This window comes from Rouxiella silvae, from assembly GCF_002093625.1.
Classification (GTDB): domain Bacteria; phylum Pseudomonadota; class Gammaproteobacteria; order Enterobacterales; family Enterobacteriaceae; genus Rouxiella; species Rouxiella silvae.
The window spans coordinates 1-17,078 of record NZ_MRWD01000085.1; the positions used below are offsets into that span (position 1 = coordinate 1).

Here is a 17,078-nt window from a genome sequence, read left to right on the forward strand (position 1 = left end):
GTATTTTAGTCTGTTACTTATAAAGTAATTTCAATAAGTCATTAAATTAGAGGGTCTGATTTATTGTTAACAAAATTCCTATAACCCCTTGTTTATAGGGTACTTACCGCATTTATTTACGTTAAAATAATGCAGGAGCCCCAAATGAGGCTCCAATCTCTTTCCCTGATAATCCCAGACAGAAGCCGTCAGGAAGAAATAGTCTAACGCTTTAGGGTTTTCTTCAATGTCCTTGCACGGTCCACCCTACGAGCCGTACAACAATGGGGCGCACGACGAGCACGCAAAAAAATGCCGAAGGCATAGCAACTTGATAGGCATTCATCACATTTTTCATATAATGCTCACCCATTCCAAATTCGGCTAAAGTGATGACCAAACACATCAGAAACGCCATGATAGTGGCCATATACAGGGCAAATACATAAGGCGAAACGTGCTTTGGGAAACGAAATCTTGCCGTTTTATTAAGAATTCTTTGCGTCATTGATCAGTCCTATTCCACTATGATTGAAAAACAGCGACTAACCTAACAAGTCAATCGCGACGGCGGTAGGGTCGTTATGCTTTAATTATTGTTAAGTAAAAATTACGAATCAACCAGTGAGGATGTGATGGATATTTTGGGACTGATCAATACCTATATCCGCGTCGTTGAGAACGGCAGTATCGCCGCAGCAGCCCGCGCCCAAGGTATGAGCGCTGCGGCGGTCAGCCAGAGTATTTCACGTCTTGAGACACATTTGGGCGTGCGCCTGCTTTCACGTACCACACGCAGCATGACGCTTACCGACAGCGGTTCCCGCTATTTTGAAAAAGTACGCCATATACCCCAAGACATTGATCTCGCCTCTCAGGCCGCCTCCGTTGAAATCAAGCCGCACGGGCCACTTTGCATTGCGACTACGGCGGCGTTTGGCAGGCACGTGCTCGCACCGCGCATGCCAGCCTTTAAAGCAGCCTATCCGAACATTGAAATAGAAATAATCAGCACCGATCGCAATGTTGATCATCGTCTGGAATCTGTAGATGTCAGCATTCGCATAGAGGCACAGTTGAACGATCAGCTTATTGCCCGCCGCATCGCCTCACTTCCTTTCGTGTTTTGCGCAGCACCTGATTATCTTAAACGCGCTGGCATTCCCAACACACCCGATTGCCTAAGTCAGCACGCCTGCTTGGTGTTTCGTTATCCCACGGATGGCCGTTTTCTCCCCTGGGCCTTCATACTCAATGGCACTCGCTTTAACGCAAAACTAAACCCCGGATTCGTGAGTGATGACATCGATATTATTACGCAAATAGCGCTAAACGGAGGCGGAATAGCTCGCCTTGCTAGCTTTATTGCCCAACCTCTGATCGATAGCGGCAAACTGATCCCCTTATTTAATTCAAACACTGATGATGCCGCTTGCGCAGAGGCTCTACCGATGAATATTTATGCCTGCGTAACCGAACGTTCAGCTTTAAACGCCAAAGTCAGGGCATTTATAGAGTTTCTTGAAGATAATATGTGAAAAATAGGCATAAAATGACGGGCAACTTACTTGAGTATTACTGTCGCAAAGGAGTCAGTAATAGATTGAATGTTTTGATAAGATATTATTACAATCAACTCAACCATTTAGTACACAACATCACAGGGACGCTTGATGAAAAAATACAGTGTTATAATTCTCGCTTTAATGACCGCACTCATTGGCTGTGAAACACACACTGGCGCGCCAAGTTCGCTAAATCAATCGACAAATGCAGCGCTAGCAACACCAGTAGAAAATGAAGCGATAGAGCAAATATTCAGTAATTATTTAAAAAAAACATCATCCCCTACTCAATCAACTAAAATGACTCCGCAAACAAAGCAAGATGAAGCGAGCATGATAAGCCAGCAATCGTCTGATTATGCAATGGGCATAGTTAATGCTATACAATTCACCGATGCCTCACTCTATCCGGGAAAACGATGCTCGCTTAAAATTGATTTGTCGCCCGAGGGTGCAGTACTAGGGGTGAAAACCATCAGTGGAGATTTAGCTTTATGTAATGCAGCGACTCACGCACTTAAAACGGCAAAGTTACCTAAATTCCCTAGCGCCGCCGTATATGAAAATTTCAAAAGTTTCGCGATGGATTTCAATTTTGTGAATATCAAAAAATAATTCTTCATTGGCTCGCCGCCATTAACACTTCCTGAAATAAGTAATCTGATCATAGGCAGAATACAGCCCCCTCTGCCTCACAAAATGTAAAAAACTGGAATGGCAAAGATTTAGCTTACACATATACTTGCATCAAATCGTTTTTCACATCGATGAGGTCCAAAATGTTATCAAGCGTTCTTATCTTGTTGGTCGCGATTATTCATGTCTATATCCTCATCCTTGAAATGTTCCTCTGGGACACCCACGTAGGCCGCAAAGCGTTTAAGCTCAGCGCCGATTTCTCTGCTGTAACAAAAGTGTTGGCAGGGAATCAGGGCCTCTACAATGGATTTTTAGCGGCGGGGCTGTTTTATGGCGTGTGGCTAGGTGAAAGCGGATTTCAGTTTAAGATTTTCTTCCTGATCTGCGTGCTCATCGCCGGCATTTTTGGAGCCATCACTGCCAACAGAAAAATACTGTATATACAGGCGTTGCCAGCGTTGATCGCTATTGCAGCTCTGCTTCTTCAATAAGTTGATTTACGGGTAGGAATAGCGGATCTCAGTTTTTATGGGTTGAGACGGACGCGGATTCATTTTTTGGCCTGAGGAGGTCACTTATCTGGCACTTTTGGATTTTAATGCGGGAAGGAATACGAGGTAAGTCATTGATTTTAAATGATCCCTACAGGATTCGAATACATAAAGTATTCATATGTTTTATATGGATAAAATCGTGTTCGATAAAATTTGTACCAACATCTATACCAACAGATAAATTTGTTAGAAAATACAGCCCATTATCGCCGGGCCAGCACACCAGAATAGTGTAAGGCAATTGTATCATTCATTCGCTCAATCAGCTCAGCCTGCTTAAATGTCAGATGCGCAGTTCCCTTCTTAAAGTAGCGAATACTAAAGTAGTCGTCCTCGTAGATATACGATGCTTTCTGTAAACTGATATGATCCACCAGTCGGTTAGTGAAATCCCCTCGGTTGTCAGAGATCAGTTTTCCATCCAGCAGAAATAGCATCCGTTCCAAATCGATCAACTGGTCTCGTCGCCAGCCCCAGTTCAGGCTGTAGCCCCAATGATTGTGAGTCACCAGATTATTGATGATGATCTTCTTTCCCAATCTACAGGGGCTATTGGTTTTGTAATCCCATGACAGCCCCTTATAGACGTTGATAATCCCCCGCTCAAATACCTCCAGTTTGCTGTGATGCAACTGCTCGAATGTGCTGAGAATGTTCTCCTCACTAATCGCAAGCAAATCACCCTCTTCCAGATTTTTCCGCCATTGGTCGCGAGCCTGCGCATCCATCAATGCCATCATGCCAGACTTCAACATCAGATCACGCCAGACACTACAATCAATGCTTCGAGTAATGGCGGACATCGCTTCACTCACTGGCTTGGTCAGCCTGCAACCCGCTGATAATCGCAGCTATGAATAGCTGATAAGGCTGTGTTGCTATCGATTGATTAATACAGCACGATCTTCATAAAGCCACTATCAATTGGTGAGAGCAATTTTGAACTTCCGCTCTTCGCTCTTAGTGGACGGCTTTCCTTGCGAACTGATCGAAAATACTAGCGACAAAAAGTTGGATATCCAGGGGCCAGACGTCTGAGATTTATTACTTTACTCTGCTAAATTAGTGGACATTTAGGGCTTACGCCTCAAAATTGTAGGCCTAAAACGAATAATATCAGGTAGGGTAAAGCGTTATGGAAGAAAAGCTGCAGTTTATGATATTGGCGCTGGAATACTCCCGGCTAGCATTACCTGAATGCAGGCCAAATCCACCGGTAGGATGCGTGATTGTCCATAACGGAGACATCGTTTCCAAAGGTTTTACGCGTTCTCCAGGCCATCACCATGCCGAAATAGACGCCCTCTCTAGACTCACGATGCCTATTGATGAATGTGAAATTTTTGTCACTCTTGAACCCTGCTCTTTTCAAGGCAGAACCCCCTCTTGCGCTTTAACGCTCGCAGATCTAAAGCCACTACACGTCTATGTTGCAATAGAAGACCCGCACCCAGGGAATCGGGGAGAGGGGCTCAATATGTTAGAAAATGCAGGCATCAGCTTCACGTTGGGAATTGGGAAACAAGAAGTGGAGAGTTTTCTATCCCAATATTTGATTCAATCATGACCGGCAAGTATGCGGCTCCTTGCCAATTCTGCTGATAAGACCTCTCTGCTTTTAGCTCTTCGCCGCCGGTTAACTGTACTGGCAGTTGTGTGCCAATAGCGCAAGTGAGGGAACTCAAACCACAGGTAATGAGATGAGCGCTTCCTATCCCCGAAGTGAAGGCGCTAGCAAGTCATTCGTCAAATATATTACTAATGCAGAAAAATAAAACAAAAGCTGGGGTGCAAGGTTTTGGTGAGGAATCATAAGGAGTGAGCAACATTGTAAGATTCATTGATTTGATAAGTGAAGCAATGGCGGGTGATCTATACACCACAGGGTGAGAAAGAAGAGCTGACAACGAAACCAATGCTGAGCAGTATAGGAAAGTTTATGAATTTCTATCCGTTCAACGATATCGACACAATCTCGCCACGCCCGATGCTGTTCATCACCGGAGACCAGGCGCATTCGAAAGAATTTAGCGAAGATGCTTACCAACGTGCCGGACAGCCGAAAGAGTTGTACATCGTGCCTGGGGCTGGCCATGTTGATCTGTATGACCGAACTGACCTAATACCTTTTGCCAAGCTGGCATTGTTCTTTAAAACCAACCTGAAATAATATTTGGATGTGACTAATCATTTAGCATTCGTTAATTTTTACAATAAGTGTTCTGATCCTCATGCTCAGACTGAAATTCAAGAATTGGCTGAGTTAGTCAGAAAGGGGGGAGAACCTTTATTCCCTATTAGCTGGAATGCATTAACTCGCGTGTAAATCAGGCTAGTGTCGATTAGGGAGGAAACTGCCAGTTAGCGGAGTGAGTCTTGGAGAGTTTTTCCGTGTCGGCTATGACGGAAAACAAACGACATTCGTCCTTAATATGAGGCTGAATAACGCGGCTCAAGCTCGAACGGCTGAAGATGCCTTCCCCAACGCCGGTGAACCTCTTCAAAAATTATCCTGTTAGTGCAGAACCTCATTGGGCGTATGTGGCTTAATTTAAGGCTTTTCTGTAAAATGCGCCTATTGATTGTTTTTGCGGATACTTATTCTTTTATGCATCGAGTTGGATTCTTCGTTTGCAGTGGTTACGATATTCTTGATCTGGCTGGGCCACTTTCGACTTTTAATCAAGTCGCTATAGCTGCTGGTCAGATGCCCTATACTTTTCAAGTTCTCTCTCAGTCCGGAGGGCCAGTGGTTGGCAATTCGGGTCTTCCGATTGAAACAAAATCGGTTGGGGCAGGCACGTTTGACACCATCATATTCGTGGGCGGTGATATTGATCCGATGCAGACATCAGAGAACATAGCCGCCGCGAGGAAATTGTGCTCCCGGACTTCACGAGTAGCAAGTGTATGTACTGGGGCTTTTTTGCTTGCTGAAACGGGATTGTTGGACGACCTCAGAGCAACGACGCACTGGCGGTATACCGCTCAATTACAGTCACGTTTTCCTCGTACGAAAGTCGAGGGTAATAGTATTTATATCGTGGACAGAAATATTTGGACGTCGGCGGGCATTGCAGCAGGAATAGACTTAGCACTCGCAATGATTGAAAAAGACATGTCAGCTGAAATCGCACGCGCTGTCGCGAAGCTCTTGGTTGTTCCGTATCGTCGACCAGGAGGTCAGTCCCAATTCTCCGCTATGTCGCTGATGGACCCTGAGTCGGATCGCATTCGCATCGCTCTGAACTTTGCCAGAGAACATTTGGCCGAAGCACTTCCTGTTGAACGGTTGGCTGATGCTGCAAGATTAAGTCCGCGACAATTCGGACGAGCATTTCGCCGAGAGACCGGAGAAACCCCTGCCAGGGCGGTCGAGCGCCTACGCGTCGAGGCTGCACGCCTCCGTTTGCAAGACGGGAGTGAACCTATCGAGCAGATTGCTATAGCTGTAGGGTTCACCGACCCAGAGCGCATGAGAAGAGCTTTCATTAAACTGTATGGACATCCTCCACAATCTATTAGACGTGAGAACAGGCTCATCGGCAATCGCTGAGCGTAATTGCGAGCGCTGGCATAGCGTTTTTCAATTATTTATATAAATGGCAGTGAACGCTTACGCGCCAAAAAATAATGCACGCAAGCGCTTAAATTATCGCACTGATTACTGCTGTGTTACATAAACACCTTATTTGAGGATCTAGCCTCTAGAATATTTCCTCGATATTAATGCAATCATGGAATTCATGATTACGATTGATATTAGAATTAACTAACGCAACGAATTTTCATAAGTTTCATTTAAGAGGCGTAATCATTCCAAATATCACGATGCAACTTCCAAGTACCGCCCTGGTTTAAGAATATGAGTATTTGTTTGCCACGCGACTTGAGCTCTCCATTTTGATTGCGGATCTCTGAATCCGAGATTTCGCTAACGACTTGTTCGTTACCGTAGAACTCATAATTGCTGAAAGATAGGGTATCAGACGGAGCGCCTGCGAAGTATTTTGCAATTGCGGCAGATCCATTAATTTTTTCGCCCCCTGGGGGCAGCAGTGACCCATCTTTTGTATAGAGTCGAGCTATCGCCTCATTATCGCCTCTTGCGTAAGCTTTCGCCCATAGCGCGTTCTGGGCTTTGATAGCCGCTTCGATTTGGGGTGTCGGGACACCGTTAGTCACTGGCGCGGCTACCACAAAAAGTGGGAGAGTGGCTGCAAAGGCAATAGCAAAAAGACCCATTTTTAGCATCTGATTATTTCCGTGAATGTTCATAAATTAATGGTGTGCTTCATCAACATGGGCTGATATAGCAGGCAATGTACTGGCTTGAACGACGTCAGTTAATGGCTACATGAAAATTCTTCCCTGCACGAGTTTCAGCGAACACCAGGAATTCGTGCGAGTCCACTGGATGCACCAGGTAAGACTTTGTCGACCATGGCTATTACTTCTGGTCGCGCATCTCTAGGATGACCAGAGTGGAATGGAGGTGCTGGGTCATATTCAATTGCGAGTTGGGTAAATTCTGCAGCCTTTTCACCGCGCAGCTTCGCGGCGACACGAAGTGCAAAGTCGATGCCAGCTGTCACGCCGCCACCGCTCATAAAACGGCCATTATCATCTTCTACGAAACGCTCTGACACGGGAATAGCACCATATTCTGACAGCTTGTTGATAAAGGCCCAATGGCACGCGCTTCGCTTCCCGTTCAGAACGCCCGTTGCGGCAAGCACGAGCGAACCGTTGCAAACTGACGTGACATACTTGGCGCTTTCAGCCAAACGTCGGATTTGAGCTTGATACTCTGGGCGCATTGGTGCTGACAAATCAGATCCGCCCGGAACCAAGATCAAATCAGTTTTCTCAATATCGACCAAGCGCTCTGTATTGCCGTACTTGACCCCGAACTCGAGGGTCACGTCGCCACCATTGAGACTCGCATAACGAACGTGCGTATTGGGTAGCCGGTGAAAAATTTCACTAGGACCTGCGAAATCAAGCAACGTACCTCCGTCGTAATTTACAATCAAAATATTGAGAGTTTCATTAGGGGCAAGCTTCCCTGGGTAAAATGTCCCTCCACTGTTTGCTTTAGCCAGAGAAGGGGTTGTCTTACCCAGTAATGCTGCTCCACCCATGGCAGCCCCGAGCGCGGCGAAGCTTCCAAGCTTGAGAATTTTGCGCCGGGAATGGTCCAGACTAACGCGTTTTTCTTTGGCGGCATTGTTTTCGTTGTGGTCTTTCAAGATAATTTCTCCTTGCACTTCGGCCCCTTAACGAGCTGCTAGGTCGGGCCTGATTGACAGTCCATCACGGGGAAATTGGGTGATAGACGCGCGATTAAGATTTAGAAGAGCCGCAATGAAGTGCTGGGCCCTGAATCTAAAGTTGGAGAGCTAAAGCTGCGAGGCTCCGCCATCGACGATCAGTTCGGTGCCGACGATGTAGGAAGATTCTTCGCTAGCAAGATAGAGTGCTGCATAGGCAATGTCCTCTGCTTTTCCCATATAACCCACAGGGATAGATTTTGCGAAATCGTCCATGCGGTCTCGAACCCATTCGTCGGACATACCCCATTTTGTGATAAGTGGCGTTTTTATTGCCCCGGGTGCAATGGCATTAAAGCGGATTTTACGGTGAAGAAATTCATATGACCAACTACGGGCAAGTGATCGTACGGCGGCCTTCGCCGCAGCAGTTAACGAAATACCATGTTTGCCGGTTTGTGCAACAAATGAGGTATTGAGAATTACTGAGGAGCCTTCTCGCAGTTCCGGCAACACAGCTTGAAGAGTAAACACCACTCCTTTGACATTTACGTCCATAATATTACTGTAAAGTTCTTCGTCGATGTCATTCAGAGGTGTGGGGAAAGCCCACCCTGCGTTGGCGAACACGATATCCAAACCGCCAAACTTATCTTTAATCTCAGTTGCAATAGCCCGCATGTCCGTGATCGAACATACATCTCCCTTTAGAACAATGGCATTCTCTCCAAGTTCAGCCTTCACACGATCAAACACGGCCTCATCTCGACCTGTCACTGCTACACGGGCACCTTCTGCAATAAAGAGTTTTGCAGTGGCTAGCCCGATCCCACTAGTGCCGCCTGTAATCAAAGCTATCTTATTTTTGAGCCTCATCTTTATGTTCCTCTCTGTGCTTCGTGATAGATCAAGCCGACGGTTAAACGCTTAATTACGCTCGGCTAAGATTGATTTTGTGTGCAAATTATGGCTCATAAGATTTTTGGCTCAAAGGACGTATAACCCTCAAAAAAGGTCACTTTTATTTCACTCAATAACAACAGGCTTTGATAGCAAGTTGGCTGAAAAACGGGGGAGGATGGATAAAGCAGGAACCAATAATAAAGAGCTTAGAAAAAATATGAGGGTTTACGCAGTTTGTGTTTCGGCACGCTTGAAGGAAATGCCGATGAAGGTTATGTCTCGCTGGGTAGTGGCATCAATTATATCGATGAACAGGTTGCTGACAGCTGACGAGGGCCGGTTAGCGAGAATTGTTCAGGCGTTATAGGTCAGGCTTTTGGCGTTTTTGCCTGTCGAGTTGTTTTATCCATCGTGTCATTGTGGAAAGGTCAACATCCATAGCGCTGGCTGTGTCTGCATCGGCATCGTTTTGATCAAGAACCCGTTGAGCGGGTTCGCGTTTGAACTCTGCGTTGAAATTTCTTTTTTTCATTGGGACACCTGTAATGTTCTGAGATGAGCACATCACCTATGTTCAGGCGGCCAAATTTAGTATGCCACTACACCCATAAAAAAGGCCGCATAAGAAAAACCCACATCAATAGCTGGGCGTTTCCTTAAGGGCTTTCTATGCGCCATTCTCACTTCACAATAGGTGGTGACATTCAATAGGCACTATAGACAGCGTGCCTTGTGAATTTTCTTGTTCGTGCTTATCGCACCGCTGAAAGGTTGCCCATCAATGGTATCGTTCATTCTTAAACCGGAAGGACGGATCCAGCGTTGAACCCTGGATGGCATATCGAACCCTATTAGCAGGATCACTACAAATGTCAGACTGAAAGATAGCGAACCTAATGCAGTACCAAGGCTTAGGTGCTGGGAGATAGACGCGCCCAGTATCGGCGCAATTGCGCCGCCCAATGCTCCAACATTATAGGTAAAGCCCAGTCCTGCAGCCCGCTGTTCTGTATCAAAATAGCCGCCCAACAGTTTAGGAAGCAATCCAGCTATCCCTTGCCCCAGCATTTGCTGTAAAAACAGCAGGCCACCAAGAACGAGAATATTCGAACCTCCAATAGCGAAGAGCGGAATAATAAGCAACTGAGAAACCAGCAGGCTGGTGACATACGCTTTACGGGTACCCAGCCAGTCGCCAAGGAAACCACCAACACAACATCCGACCGCCGCACCGAACCCACTAAAGAACAACACATTACCCACTGTGTGCGGATTATATCCCAGTTCGGTCTTCAGATAAGTCGGTAGCAGGGCTTGTATCGGCCATGAGTAAAGGAAAGCACAAAACACAACCAGCATCAGCATCACACCCGTTGGCCAGCGTTCGCCACTGGTCTGTACCATAAAGTAGATAAAGATGGCGGCACAAAGGATGCCTAAAATTGTTATGAGGCCGGTTGATACCATACCGGCGAAACAGACATAAAGCGCAGCAGCAGCAAATATTGTGAGCAATATATTGAGGGGAGTGAGGCGGCCGCGATAAAGGATATCTAACATGTTGCGATCAATTTTTTCTTTATCTTCCTGCTGTTTTTGTTTTGATTTTTCCCAGTCTTCGGCTTCAGGCAGGTTTTTACGTAACCACAGTGCGAAAACAATCGGCAATAGACCGATATAAAAGAGCATGCGCCAGCCAAATGCTGGCACGACAAAGCTATAAGCCTGTGCAGCCACCACAGCACCGATAGAGAACCCGGAAATAAGAAACCCGCTGGCTTTGTTGCGCATATTCTTCGGCCAGCTTTCCATCACGTAGGTCGAGCTGGAGCCATATTCTCCCGCCATACCAATACCAATTACCAGCCGAGCGATAAACAGTGTGGTGTATCCCGGTGCCAGCCCGCAGGCCAATGTTCCGCATGAGAAAAGCACAATGCTGGTGATCATGGCAAACTTTCTACCATAGCGATCGCCTATCGCGCCCAATACTAGCCCACCGAACCAACGTGAGATGAACGCGGCGGAAATCAGACTACTTGCCTGCAACAGTGTCAGACCAAATTCCTGCTTGATGTCCGTTAACACCAACGTAATTATCACAAAGTCAAAACCATCCAGAGCATAGCCAATCCAGGCGGCCGTAAAGGCTTTCCACTGTGATGGTGTTAACTGTTTATACCAACGAGGTGGCCTGATATCTAGCGTATTCGCTCGAGGCGCTGTTGAATTGCTCATATCGTTGCTATCTCCACGGCCCGTCAGTGAACGGGCAGAAATTGATTTTCGGGTGGTTCAGACAAAGTCAGCGCTTAATTATTTATGATTACGTCATTTCAAAACGTGTAACAGTTACAATCACAAAGCACCGCGCTTTACTCCACCAATAAATAAAAAGAGGAGTTAAACTCCATTGCGAGTGTATAAGATCAGCCAGCCATTACAATCGCTGGCTGATGAAAATGTGATAAAGGCGTCGAAATTCTGGCGTCAGAAGAACAAGTAGCAGAATGAAGAGGTTTAAAACTGCGCTGATAAAAGATCAGCGCAGTTTTAAAAGATAAGGTGGGAGAATATTGCTTAGTTGGTATTATTTTGACTGATTGCTTGGGTGGTTTTTCGTTTGATTTTTTCCGCCTGAATGGGATCAGCTTTCACCAGCAAAGCGTAAATCAGGTCTAGAACGAACAACTGCGCAATTTTGGTAGCGATGGAATCGCCTTGCAATTGTCCCTGGCGGTTTCCATTGATTAATACATAATCAGCCACTTCGGTGAGCCGCGAGCCCATATTATGTGTCAATGCGACTGTTATGGCCCCCGTTTCTTTCGCCAGCTTCAATGCATGCACCGTCTCATGAGAGGTTCCTGAGTGACTGATGCCAATGGCGACATCGCCGGGCTGCATCAGTGAAGCCTGCATGTACATAAAGTGGTTATTTGTCGCCGCATCTACACGTAAACCAATACGCATCAACTTACTTTTCGCATCTTCGGCTGTTATCCCGGAGGTGCCTAATCCAAAAATACAGATGCGGTCTGCCGATCGCATCTGTTTCGCCACTTGCTCGACGTTTTCCAACGACAGCAGATTAATAGTTTCTGTCAGCACATTATTGATGGCAGATTGTAATCTGCTCGCTATTGCTTGAGCACTGTCGGCATCCTGAACATCGGCATCCAGCAAACTTTCCTCATTGCTGGATCGTGTTGCCACTTCAATGGCCAAGTCCATTTTAAAGTCCTGAAAACCTTTGTAGCCCAGAGTACGACAGAAACGAATAATGGTCGCTTCACCCGCTTGGGTCAGTGACGACAGCTCAGAGAGAGAGAGTTGGGTAACTTTGGCGGGTTCGGATTGGACATAAACGGCAATACGCTGAGAAGAACGTGTCAGACTATTTTGAATTGCACCCAAGGCATCAAGAATTTTACCTGGTTTAAAATGATGAGCACCAGTTTTCACGCGGCTACCTCGGAGAAAAAGTAAGGAAACAGTGATTTATCTGGTGCACATCATTACATAGTTGCTTCATTTCGTGAAGCTTAAAGCTGTCCGCAGGGTTCGCTCAGCAGGGTATAATGCAGTTTTACCACGGCTTTTTTGATGGTATCTGAGCCTGCAATCTGGCAGCCTGGCTTATGAGGCTCTCCGGGTAAAAATACAGCAAACATACCAGGGAACATGTGCAATTGACTTTTATGTGGGATATCAGAAATGAGCTGGTAGTCATCATCAGCCTGATAGGGGCCAAGATTTTTTTCGGGAGTGAACGGTGAATATTCAATTCCTTCTATGCCGCTAATGAGCACCTGAATATCGGCATAAACGTGATGCAGTTCCGCTTTTTTACTTTGCGCGGGCTGAGCGTCAAACTCCATGACGTTCATAAACATCAGGTCTCCGTCAATGTCGTGGCGGCCACAGCTCAATTCCTGTAACGGTGTCTTCGCAAGATAGTCCAGTACCCATCGGATACGTTCAGGTAATCCGTCAAAAAAAAGCGGTTGTGCTAAAGAACCGTGAAACATAAAGCACCTCATGATGAGTTATCGTTTAAAGATAAAGTAATGACCGAATTCAGAGTGTTTCTCTGGCCCACAACGCAACACCAATTAACCCGCTGTCTTGCCGATGGTGTGCCAGTTTAAGAGGGACGCGGTAGACGTTCGGTAGCGTCTGTTGTGTCGCAATCACTTTTTCCAGATATCCTTCCGCCAGCCCTACACTCCCACCCAGAATCGCGACATCCAGATCCAGTGCGATATGAATATCTGCCAGCATTGAAGCGATTGCCGTCGCTGACTGGTTCACCACCTGTTGTGCCTGAATATCGCCGGAATGGGCTAACTCAAAAACCCGGGCTGCGGATATCGTTTTTTTGCCTTCATGCATAACGGCACCGATTGCAGATCCCGACGCGACACTTTCAACGCATCCTCGGCGACCACAACCACACATTGGCCCCTGTGGATCAAAAGCGGTATGACCGATATGCCCCGCGAGCCCGTTTTGACCGATTAATAATTTTTTATTCCAGATAATCCCGCCGCCGACCCCGGTTGAAACCGTGACGAACAGGGCGTTATTGCACTCATCTCGCAGAGCCTGATATTCAGCCCATGCAGCCGCCTGGCCATCATTAATCAAAATGATGGGTAAATGGGCCATCGACTGAATGCAGTCTTGTAAGGGAAAGTCTGCCAGACCGCCAAGATTGGCCGGGTTGAGTGCCGTCAGGCGGCCATTATTGATAATGCCGGTAGAAGCAACGGCAATGAATTCTACGCTGTCACGAAAGGGAGTAATCAATTTTTCGAGTGCCGCAGACAGTTGTGTTGCATCACCCCGTGGCGTGATGATCTGCTGGCGGTCTGAGAGCTGGCCGTCCTCTGCCACGAGGGCTGCAGCAATTTTTGTTCCACCAATATCCAGTGCTAACGCTTTACCCATTTGCATGATCCTCACTTAAATTTAACAACACGTAACCTTTGACTGATAACTAACACACATCACTTCATTGCGTCCTGCGAACAAAACATCTACCATTATTGGAGTTACGCTTCACTTTTAATATAATATTGGAGTTTAAAGCCGTGGGAAAGACAAACATTCGCAACCTGAGCGATTTCTGTAACCAGCTTGAACAAGGTCTGATCGTTTCTTGCCAGCCAGTTCCTGATAGTGCCATGGATAAACCGGAGATTGTGGCAGCAATGGCGTGTGCAGCTCTCGACGGTGGTGCCGTCGGTCTACGAATTGAAGGCATCAGCAATGTTAAGGCAGTACGCAAGGTCACTGATGCCATTATCATCGGTATTCTCAAACGCGACCTTCCTGACTCTGAGGTCCGGATCACACCGTGGCTGGAAGATGTTGACGCACTGAGCGCTGCCGGTGCGGACATTATCGCTTTCGATGTGACCCTGCGCCCACGTCCTGTTGCGGTAGAAGCGCTGTATCAGCGGGTACGTGAAACTGGATGCCTGACGATGGCTGACGCATCTTGCCTTGAAGACGGACTACGGGCACAAAAACAGGGTATCGATTTTATCGGCACCACGTTGTCAGGTTATACGCAAACGCCTGTGCCGCAAGAGCCGGATATCGAACTTGTTCGCCAGTTAGCGCAAGCAGGATGCAGGGTGATTGCAGAGGGGCGTTACAACTCACCCTCCCTGGCGGCGGCAGCGATTGAAGCAGGTGCACATGCAGTGACAGTGGGTTCGGCTATTACCCGTATCGAACATATTTGTGGCTGGTTTCATGAGGCAATTAATCAGCATGAAGATGCCAAAATTACTGATTAACCGCGGTTTGACCGCTCATTCATTGGAAATTGACGAGGAAGCATATGAACAAATTAACAGGTCTGATTGCCGCGCCACATACGCCTTTTGACGCACAGGGTGAGGTTAATTTTAAGGTTATCGATCAGATTGCAGAACATTTGATTAACGAGGGTGTTCAGGGCGTGTACGTCTGCGGAACCACCGGAGAGGGTATCCATTGTTCAGTCGAAGAGCGCCAAAAGATTGCGGAACGCTGGGTGAAAGCTGTACAAGGTAAACTGAGTATCACTCTGCATACCGGTGCACTCAGCATCAAAGATGCGATTGCACTGTCACACCACGCCGAGACTCTGGATATCTTTGCGACGTCGGTAATTGGACCCTGTTTCTTTAAGCCGGGCAGTGTAGATGACCTGATTGCCTACTGTCAGGTGATTGCCAGCGCCGCGCCTTCTAAAGGTTTCTATTACTACCATTCAGGCATGTCCGGCGTGAACTTTGATATGGAACAATTCCTGATAAAAGCCGAGTCTAAGATCCCTAACTTGTCCGGCATAAAATTTAACAGCGCAGATTTGTACGAATTCCAGCGCTGTCTGCGCGTCAGCGGCGGAAAGTTTGATATTCCGTTTGGTGTGGACGAACATTTACCCGGCGGTTTGGCTGTAGGGGCAATCGGTGCCGTCGGCAGTACATATAACTATGCCGCACCTTTGTTCCAAAAAATTATTAAAGATTTCAACGCCGGGGATCAGGCAGCTGTGCAGAAGGGCATGGACAGTGTTATCCAACTTATTCGTGTGCTGGTTGAGTTTGGTGGTGTTGCGGCCGGTAAAGCTGCGATGCAGTTGCATGGTATTGATGTGGGGGATCCACGTTTGCCGTTACGTGCACTGACAAAAGAGCAAAAGCAAGTTGTTGTTAACAGAATGCGAGATGCTATTGGTTTATAGGACTACTGTTTGCTTATCTTCTGCCAAGGCTTACTTTCTGGAGGCATTGCAGAAGATAATGGCGGTTTGGAGAGTTAGTCGTTATTTAATAGTTATTTATTAAATTGAATCGACCTGTTTTCAGGTCGATTCAATCAGCAACGCATCTTAAATATCTCATTTGAAGCCTGGAGTCGAAAGACGCGCCTAAAAGTAAGATATCACAAGGGAACACTTACACCTTCGATAACGGTTTCCTGAAGTTTGAAACTTTCATCCAGTATAACGTAATCTGCCCATGCGTTAATTTCAAGGCGGCCGCGATCTTTAATCCCAAGAAATTCAGCTGGATATGTGGATAAGCGTAACGATGCTTCTTCTAATGTTAACCCTAATTCAATAAAATTAAGCAATGCCTTATCCATAGTGAGTGTGCTGGCAGCCAATGTGCCGTTTTTCAATCGAGCGGCAGCTTTACCTGCGCATTTATAAATTGCATATCCGCCTTGCGTATACTCACCCGCTGGCATTCCTACAGCGGAGCAAGAATCCGTTACTGCATACAGTTTGGGAATAGCACGACGTGCTGCAAGGATTGCCCCGGGATGAACATGTTCAAAATCAGGTATTATTTCGGCATAAGTGGTATGTGCCATTGCTGCAGTTAAAGCTCCTGGGTAGCGATGATCCAGGCCACTCATGGCATTAAAAAGATGTGTGAACCCGGTAGCACCTAGTGATATGGCGTCCATGCTTTGTTGATAAGTGGCAGCAGTGTGTCCCTGTTGGACACAAACACCACGTTCAATTAAATATGGGATTAACTTCCGGTTATTTTCGATTTCTGCTGCAAGAGTAATAAGTTTAATTACTGCCAAATCAAGAAGTTGGTCTATTTCTTTCTTTGTGGCATTTCGTGCATGGGGTGGCTGGGCACCCAGTTTGTCAGGGCTAACAAAAGGTCCTTCCAAATGTACGCCTAATACTCGAGAGCATCCGATGTACCGTGATTTTTTCATGAAAAAATCAATATCTTTTAAAGCTGATTTCAATGAGGAAGGGCTAGATGTCATGGTTGTAGCCAGAAGGCTAGTCGTGCCAAATCGGGCGTGAGTTTGGCTCATTATATTGATAGCATCTCCGCCTTGCATAATATCTTTACCTCCACCGCCATGAACATGTAAATCGATAAATCCCGGAATAATATACCCGTTAAAAGCTCCCTCTTTTTTAATAATTTGTGCAATTCTGCCATTCTCATCAGCTTGTATAACGCCATTCACCCAACCCGATGGGGTTAATATTTTCCACATTGTATTTTCCTTAAGGTTATACCTAATAAAAATAATCCTATTATATTCTTAGGTATATAATAAATTTTCATAAAAGTTCATGTAGGGTTTGCAGAGAGGCGAAGTGACTCTATCTCTTTGTAAACATA

The 17,078-nt window shown here is 46.3% G+C and carries 16 protein-coding genes and 3 pseudogenes; 8 read left to right on the forward strand and 11 right to left on the reverse strand.

All coding sequences use genetic code 11. The features are described from left to right. Positions 1-223: 223 nt before the first annotated feature. The gene (locus tag BS639_RS23100) at positions 224-487 is read right to left on the reverse strand and encodes a DUF2798 domain-containing protein (RefSeq protein WP_055776983.1); all 264 of its coding nucleotides are present in this window, start codon (positions 485-487) and stop codon (positions 224-226) included. A gap of 127 nt (positions 488-614) precedes the next feature. Here BS639_RS23100 and BS639_RS23105 point away from each other — a divergent pair, with 127 nt between their 5' ends. From BS639_RS23105 to BS639_RS23115, 3 genes are all read left to right on the forward strand, one after another. Continuing rightward, the gene (locus BS639_RS23105) at positions 615-1,517 is read left to right on the forward strand and encodes a LysR family transcriptional regulator (RefSeq protein WP_084984452.1); all 903 of its coding nucleotides are present in this window, start codon (positions 615-617) and stop codon (positions 1,515-1,517) included. A 135-nt stretch (positions 1,518-1,652) separates the two neighbouring features. Continuing rightward, positions 1,653-2,159 (forward strand): cell envelope integrity protein TolA, encoded by a 507-nt coding sequence (gene tolA, locus BS639_RS23110; protein ID WP_173882127.1) that lies wholly within the window; start codon positions 1,653-1,655, stop codon positions 2,157-2,159. 164 nt (positions 2,160-2,323) lie between these two features. Further along, complete coding sequence (locus BS639_RS23115; RefSeq protein ID WP_084984453.1) at positions 2,324-2,674, forward strand: DUF1304 domain-containing protein; 351 nt, start codon at positions 2,324-2,326, stop codon at positions 2,672-2,674. A gap of 266 nt (positions 2,675-2,940) precedes the next feature. Here BS639_RS23115 and BS639_RS23120 read toward each other — a convergent pair. Further along, positions 2,941-3,564 (reverse strand): annotated as a pseudogene (locus BS639_RS23120) (DUF4942 domain-containing protein); the annotation flags it as partial. Between the two features lie 308 nt (positions 3,565-3,872). Between BS639_RS23120 and BS639_RS23125 the strand changes: the two are divergent. From BS639_RS23125 to BS639_RS23135, 3 genes and pseudogenes are all read left to right on the forward strand, one after another. Beyond that, positions 3,873-4,304: a bifunctional diaminohydroxyphosphoribosylaminopyrimidine deaminase/5-amino-6-(5-phosphoribosylamino)uracil reductase RibD gene (locus BS639_RS23125; RefSeq protein ID WP_084984455.1), complete on the forward strand. Its 432-nt coding sequence runs from the start codon at positions 3,873-3,875 to the stop codon at positions 4,302-4,304. A gap of 306 nt (positions 4,305-4,610) precedes the next feature. Beyond that, positions 4,611-4,907, forward strand: a pseudogene (locus BS639_RS23130) (alpha/beta hydrolase); the annotation flags it as partial. Positions 4,908-5,345: 438 nt separating this feature from the next. Next, the gene (locus BS639_RS23135) at positions 5,346-6,293 is read left to right on the forward strand and encodes a GlxA family transcriptional regulator (RefSeq protein ID WP_084984466.1); all 948 of its coding nucleotides are present in this window, start codon (positions 5,346-5,348) and stop codon (positions 6,291-6,293) included. A 245-nt stretch (positions 6,294-6,538) separates the two neighbouring features. Here BS639_RS23135 and BS639_RS23140 read toward each other — a convergent pair whose 3' ends face one another. The 8 genes and pseudogenes from BS639_RS23140 to BS639_RS23175 form a co-directional block, all read right to left on the reverse strand. Further along, positions 6,539-7,015: a YybH family protein gene (locus BS639_RS23140; protein ID WP_206601177.1), complete on the reverse strand. Its 477-nt coding sequence runs from the start codon at positions 7,013-7,015 to the stop codon at positions 6,539-6,541. A gap of 104 nt (positions 7,016-7,119) precedes the next feature. Next, on the reverse strand, positions 7,120-8,007 hold the full coding sequence (locus tag BS639_RS23145) for a DJ-1/PfpI family protein (protein WP_206601178.1): 888 nt from the start codon (positions 8,005-8,007) through the stop codon (positions 7,120-7,122). A gap of 132 nt (positions 8,008-8,139) precedes the next feature. Then, positions 8,140-8,886, reverse strand: a complete 747-nt coding sequence (locus tag BS639_RS23150) for an SDR family oxidoreductase (protein WP_084984457.1) — start codon at positions 8,884-8,886, stop codon at positions 8,140-8,142. A gap of 398 nt (positions 8,887-9,284) precedes the next feature. Beyond that, positions 9,285-9,445: pseudogene (locus BS639_RS24820) on the reverse strand (transposase); the annotation flags it as partial. A gap of 182 nt (positions 9,446-9,627) precedes the next feature. Beyond that, the gene (locus tag BS639_RS23160) at positions 9,628-11,151 is read right to left on the reverse strand and encodes an MFS transporter (protein WP_084984459.1); all 1,524 of its coding nucleotides are present in this window, start codon (positions 11,149-11,151) and stop codon (positions 9,628-9,630) included. A gap of 342 nt (positions 11,152-11,493) precedes the next feature. Beyond that, positions 11,494-12,378, reverse strand: coding sequence for a MurR/RpiR family transcriptional regulator (locus BS639_RS23165; protein ID WP_084984460.1), 885 nt, complete (start codon positions 12,376-12,378; stop codon positions 11,494-11,496). A gap of 80 nt (positions 12,379-12,458) precedes the next feature. Continuing rightward, positions 12,459-12,944: an N-acetylneuraminate anomerase gene (nanQ, locus tag BS639_RS23170; protein ID WP_084984461.1), complete on the reverse strand. Its 486-nt coding sequence runs from the start codon at positions 12,942-12,944 to the stop codon at positions 12,459-12,461. A 49-nt stretch (positions 12,945-12,993) separates the two neighbouring features. Next, positions 12,994-13,866: an N-acetylmannosamine kinase gene (locus tag BS639_RS23175; protein WP_084984462.1), complete on the reverse strand. Its 873-nt coding sequence runs from the start codon at positions 13,864-13,866 to the stop codon at positions 12,994-12,996. A 143-nt stretch (positions 13,867-14,009) separates the two neighbouring features. On the opposite strand from BS639_RS23175, the gene BS639_RS23180 reads away from it, so the two are divergent. Further along, the gene (locus tag BS639_RS23180) at positions 14,010-14,723 is read left to right on the forward strand and encodes an N-acetylmannosamine-6-phosphate 2-epimerase (RefSeq protein WP_407690326.1); all 714 of its coding nucleotides are present in this window, start codon (positions 14,010-14,012) and stop codon (positions 14,721-14,723) included. A 44-nt stretch (positions 14,724-14,767) separates the two neighbouring features. Next, positions 14,768-15,658, forward strand: a complete 891-nt coding sequence (locus BS639_RS23185) for a dihydrodipicolinate synthase family protein (protein ID WP_084984463.1) — start codon at positions 14,768-14,770, stop codon at positions 15,656-15,658. Between the two features lie 200 nt (positions 15,659-15,858). Here BS639_RS23185 and nagA read toward each other — a convergent pair whose 3' ends face one another. Beyond that, entirely contained in the window at positions 15,859-16,950 is a 1,092-nt protein-coding gene (gene nagA, locus BS639_RS23190; protein ID WP_084984464.1) for an N-acetylglucosamine-6-phosphate deacetylase, read from the reverse strand. Between the last annotated feature and the right edge of the window lie 128 nt (positions 16,951-17,078).

Bases quoted from the DNA above. Each gene is read 5' to 3' on its own strand.
- BS639_RS23100 (WP_055776983.1), bottom strand. From the start codon at position 487: ATGACGCAAAGAATTCTTAATAAAACGGCAAGATTTCGTTTCCCAAAG.
- BS639_RS23105 (WP_084984452.1), top strand. From the start codon at position 615: ATGGATATTTTGGGACTGATCAATACCTATATCCGCGTCGTTGAGAAC.
- tolA (WP_173882127.1), top strand. From the start codon at position 1,653: ATGAAAAAATACAGTGTTATAATTCTCGCTTTAATGACCGCACTCATT.
- BS639_RS23115 (WP_084984453.1), top strand. From the start codon at position 2,324: ATGTTATCAAGCGTTCTTATCTTGTTGGTCGCGATTATTCATGTCTAT.
- BS639_RS23125 (WP_084984455.1), top strand. From the start codon at position 3,873: ATGGAAGAAAAGCTGCAGTTTATGATATTGGCGCTGGAATACTCCCGG.
- BS639_RS23135 (WP_084984466.1), top strand. From the start codon at position 5,346: ATGCATCGAGTTGGATTCTTCGTTTGCAGTGGTTACGATATTCTTGAT.
- BS639_RS23140 (WP_206601177.1), bottom strand. From the start codon at position 7,015: ATGAACATTCACGGAAATAATCAGATGCTAAAAATGGGTCTTTTTGCT.
- BS639_RS23150 (WP_084984457.1), bottom strand. From the start codon at position 8,886: ATGAGGCTCAAAAATAAGATAGCTTTGATTACAGGCGGCACTAGTGGG.
- BS639_RS23160 (WP_084984459.1), bottom strand. From the start codon at position 11,151: ATGAGCAATTCAACAGCGCCTCGAGCGAATACGCTAGATATCAGGCCA.
- nanQ (WP_084984461.1), bottom strand. From the start codon at position 12,944: ATGTTTCACGGTTCTTTAGCACAACCGCTTTTTTTTGACGGATTACCT.
- BS639_RS23175 (WP_084984462.1), bottom strand. From the start codon at position 13,866: ATGGGTAAAGCGTTAGCACTGGATATTGGTGGAACAAAAATTGCTGCA.
- BS639_RS23185 (WP_084984463.1), top strand. From the start codon at position 14,768: ATGAACAAATTAACAGGTCTGATTGCCGCGCCACATACGCCTTTTGAC.
- nagA (WP_084984464.1), bottom strand. From the start codon at position 16,950: ATGTGGAAAATATTAACCCCATCGGGTTGGGTGAATGGCGTTATACAA.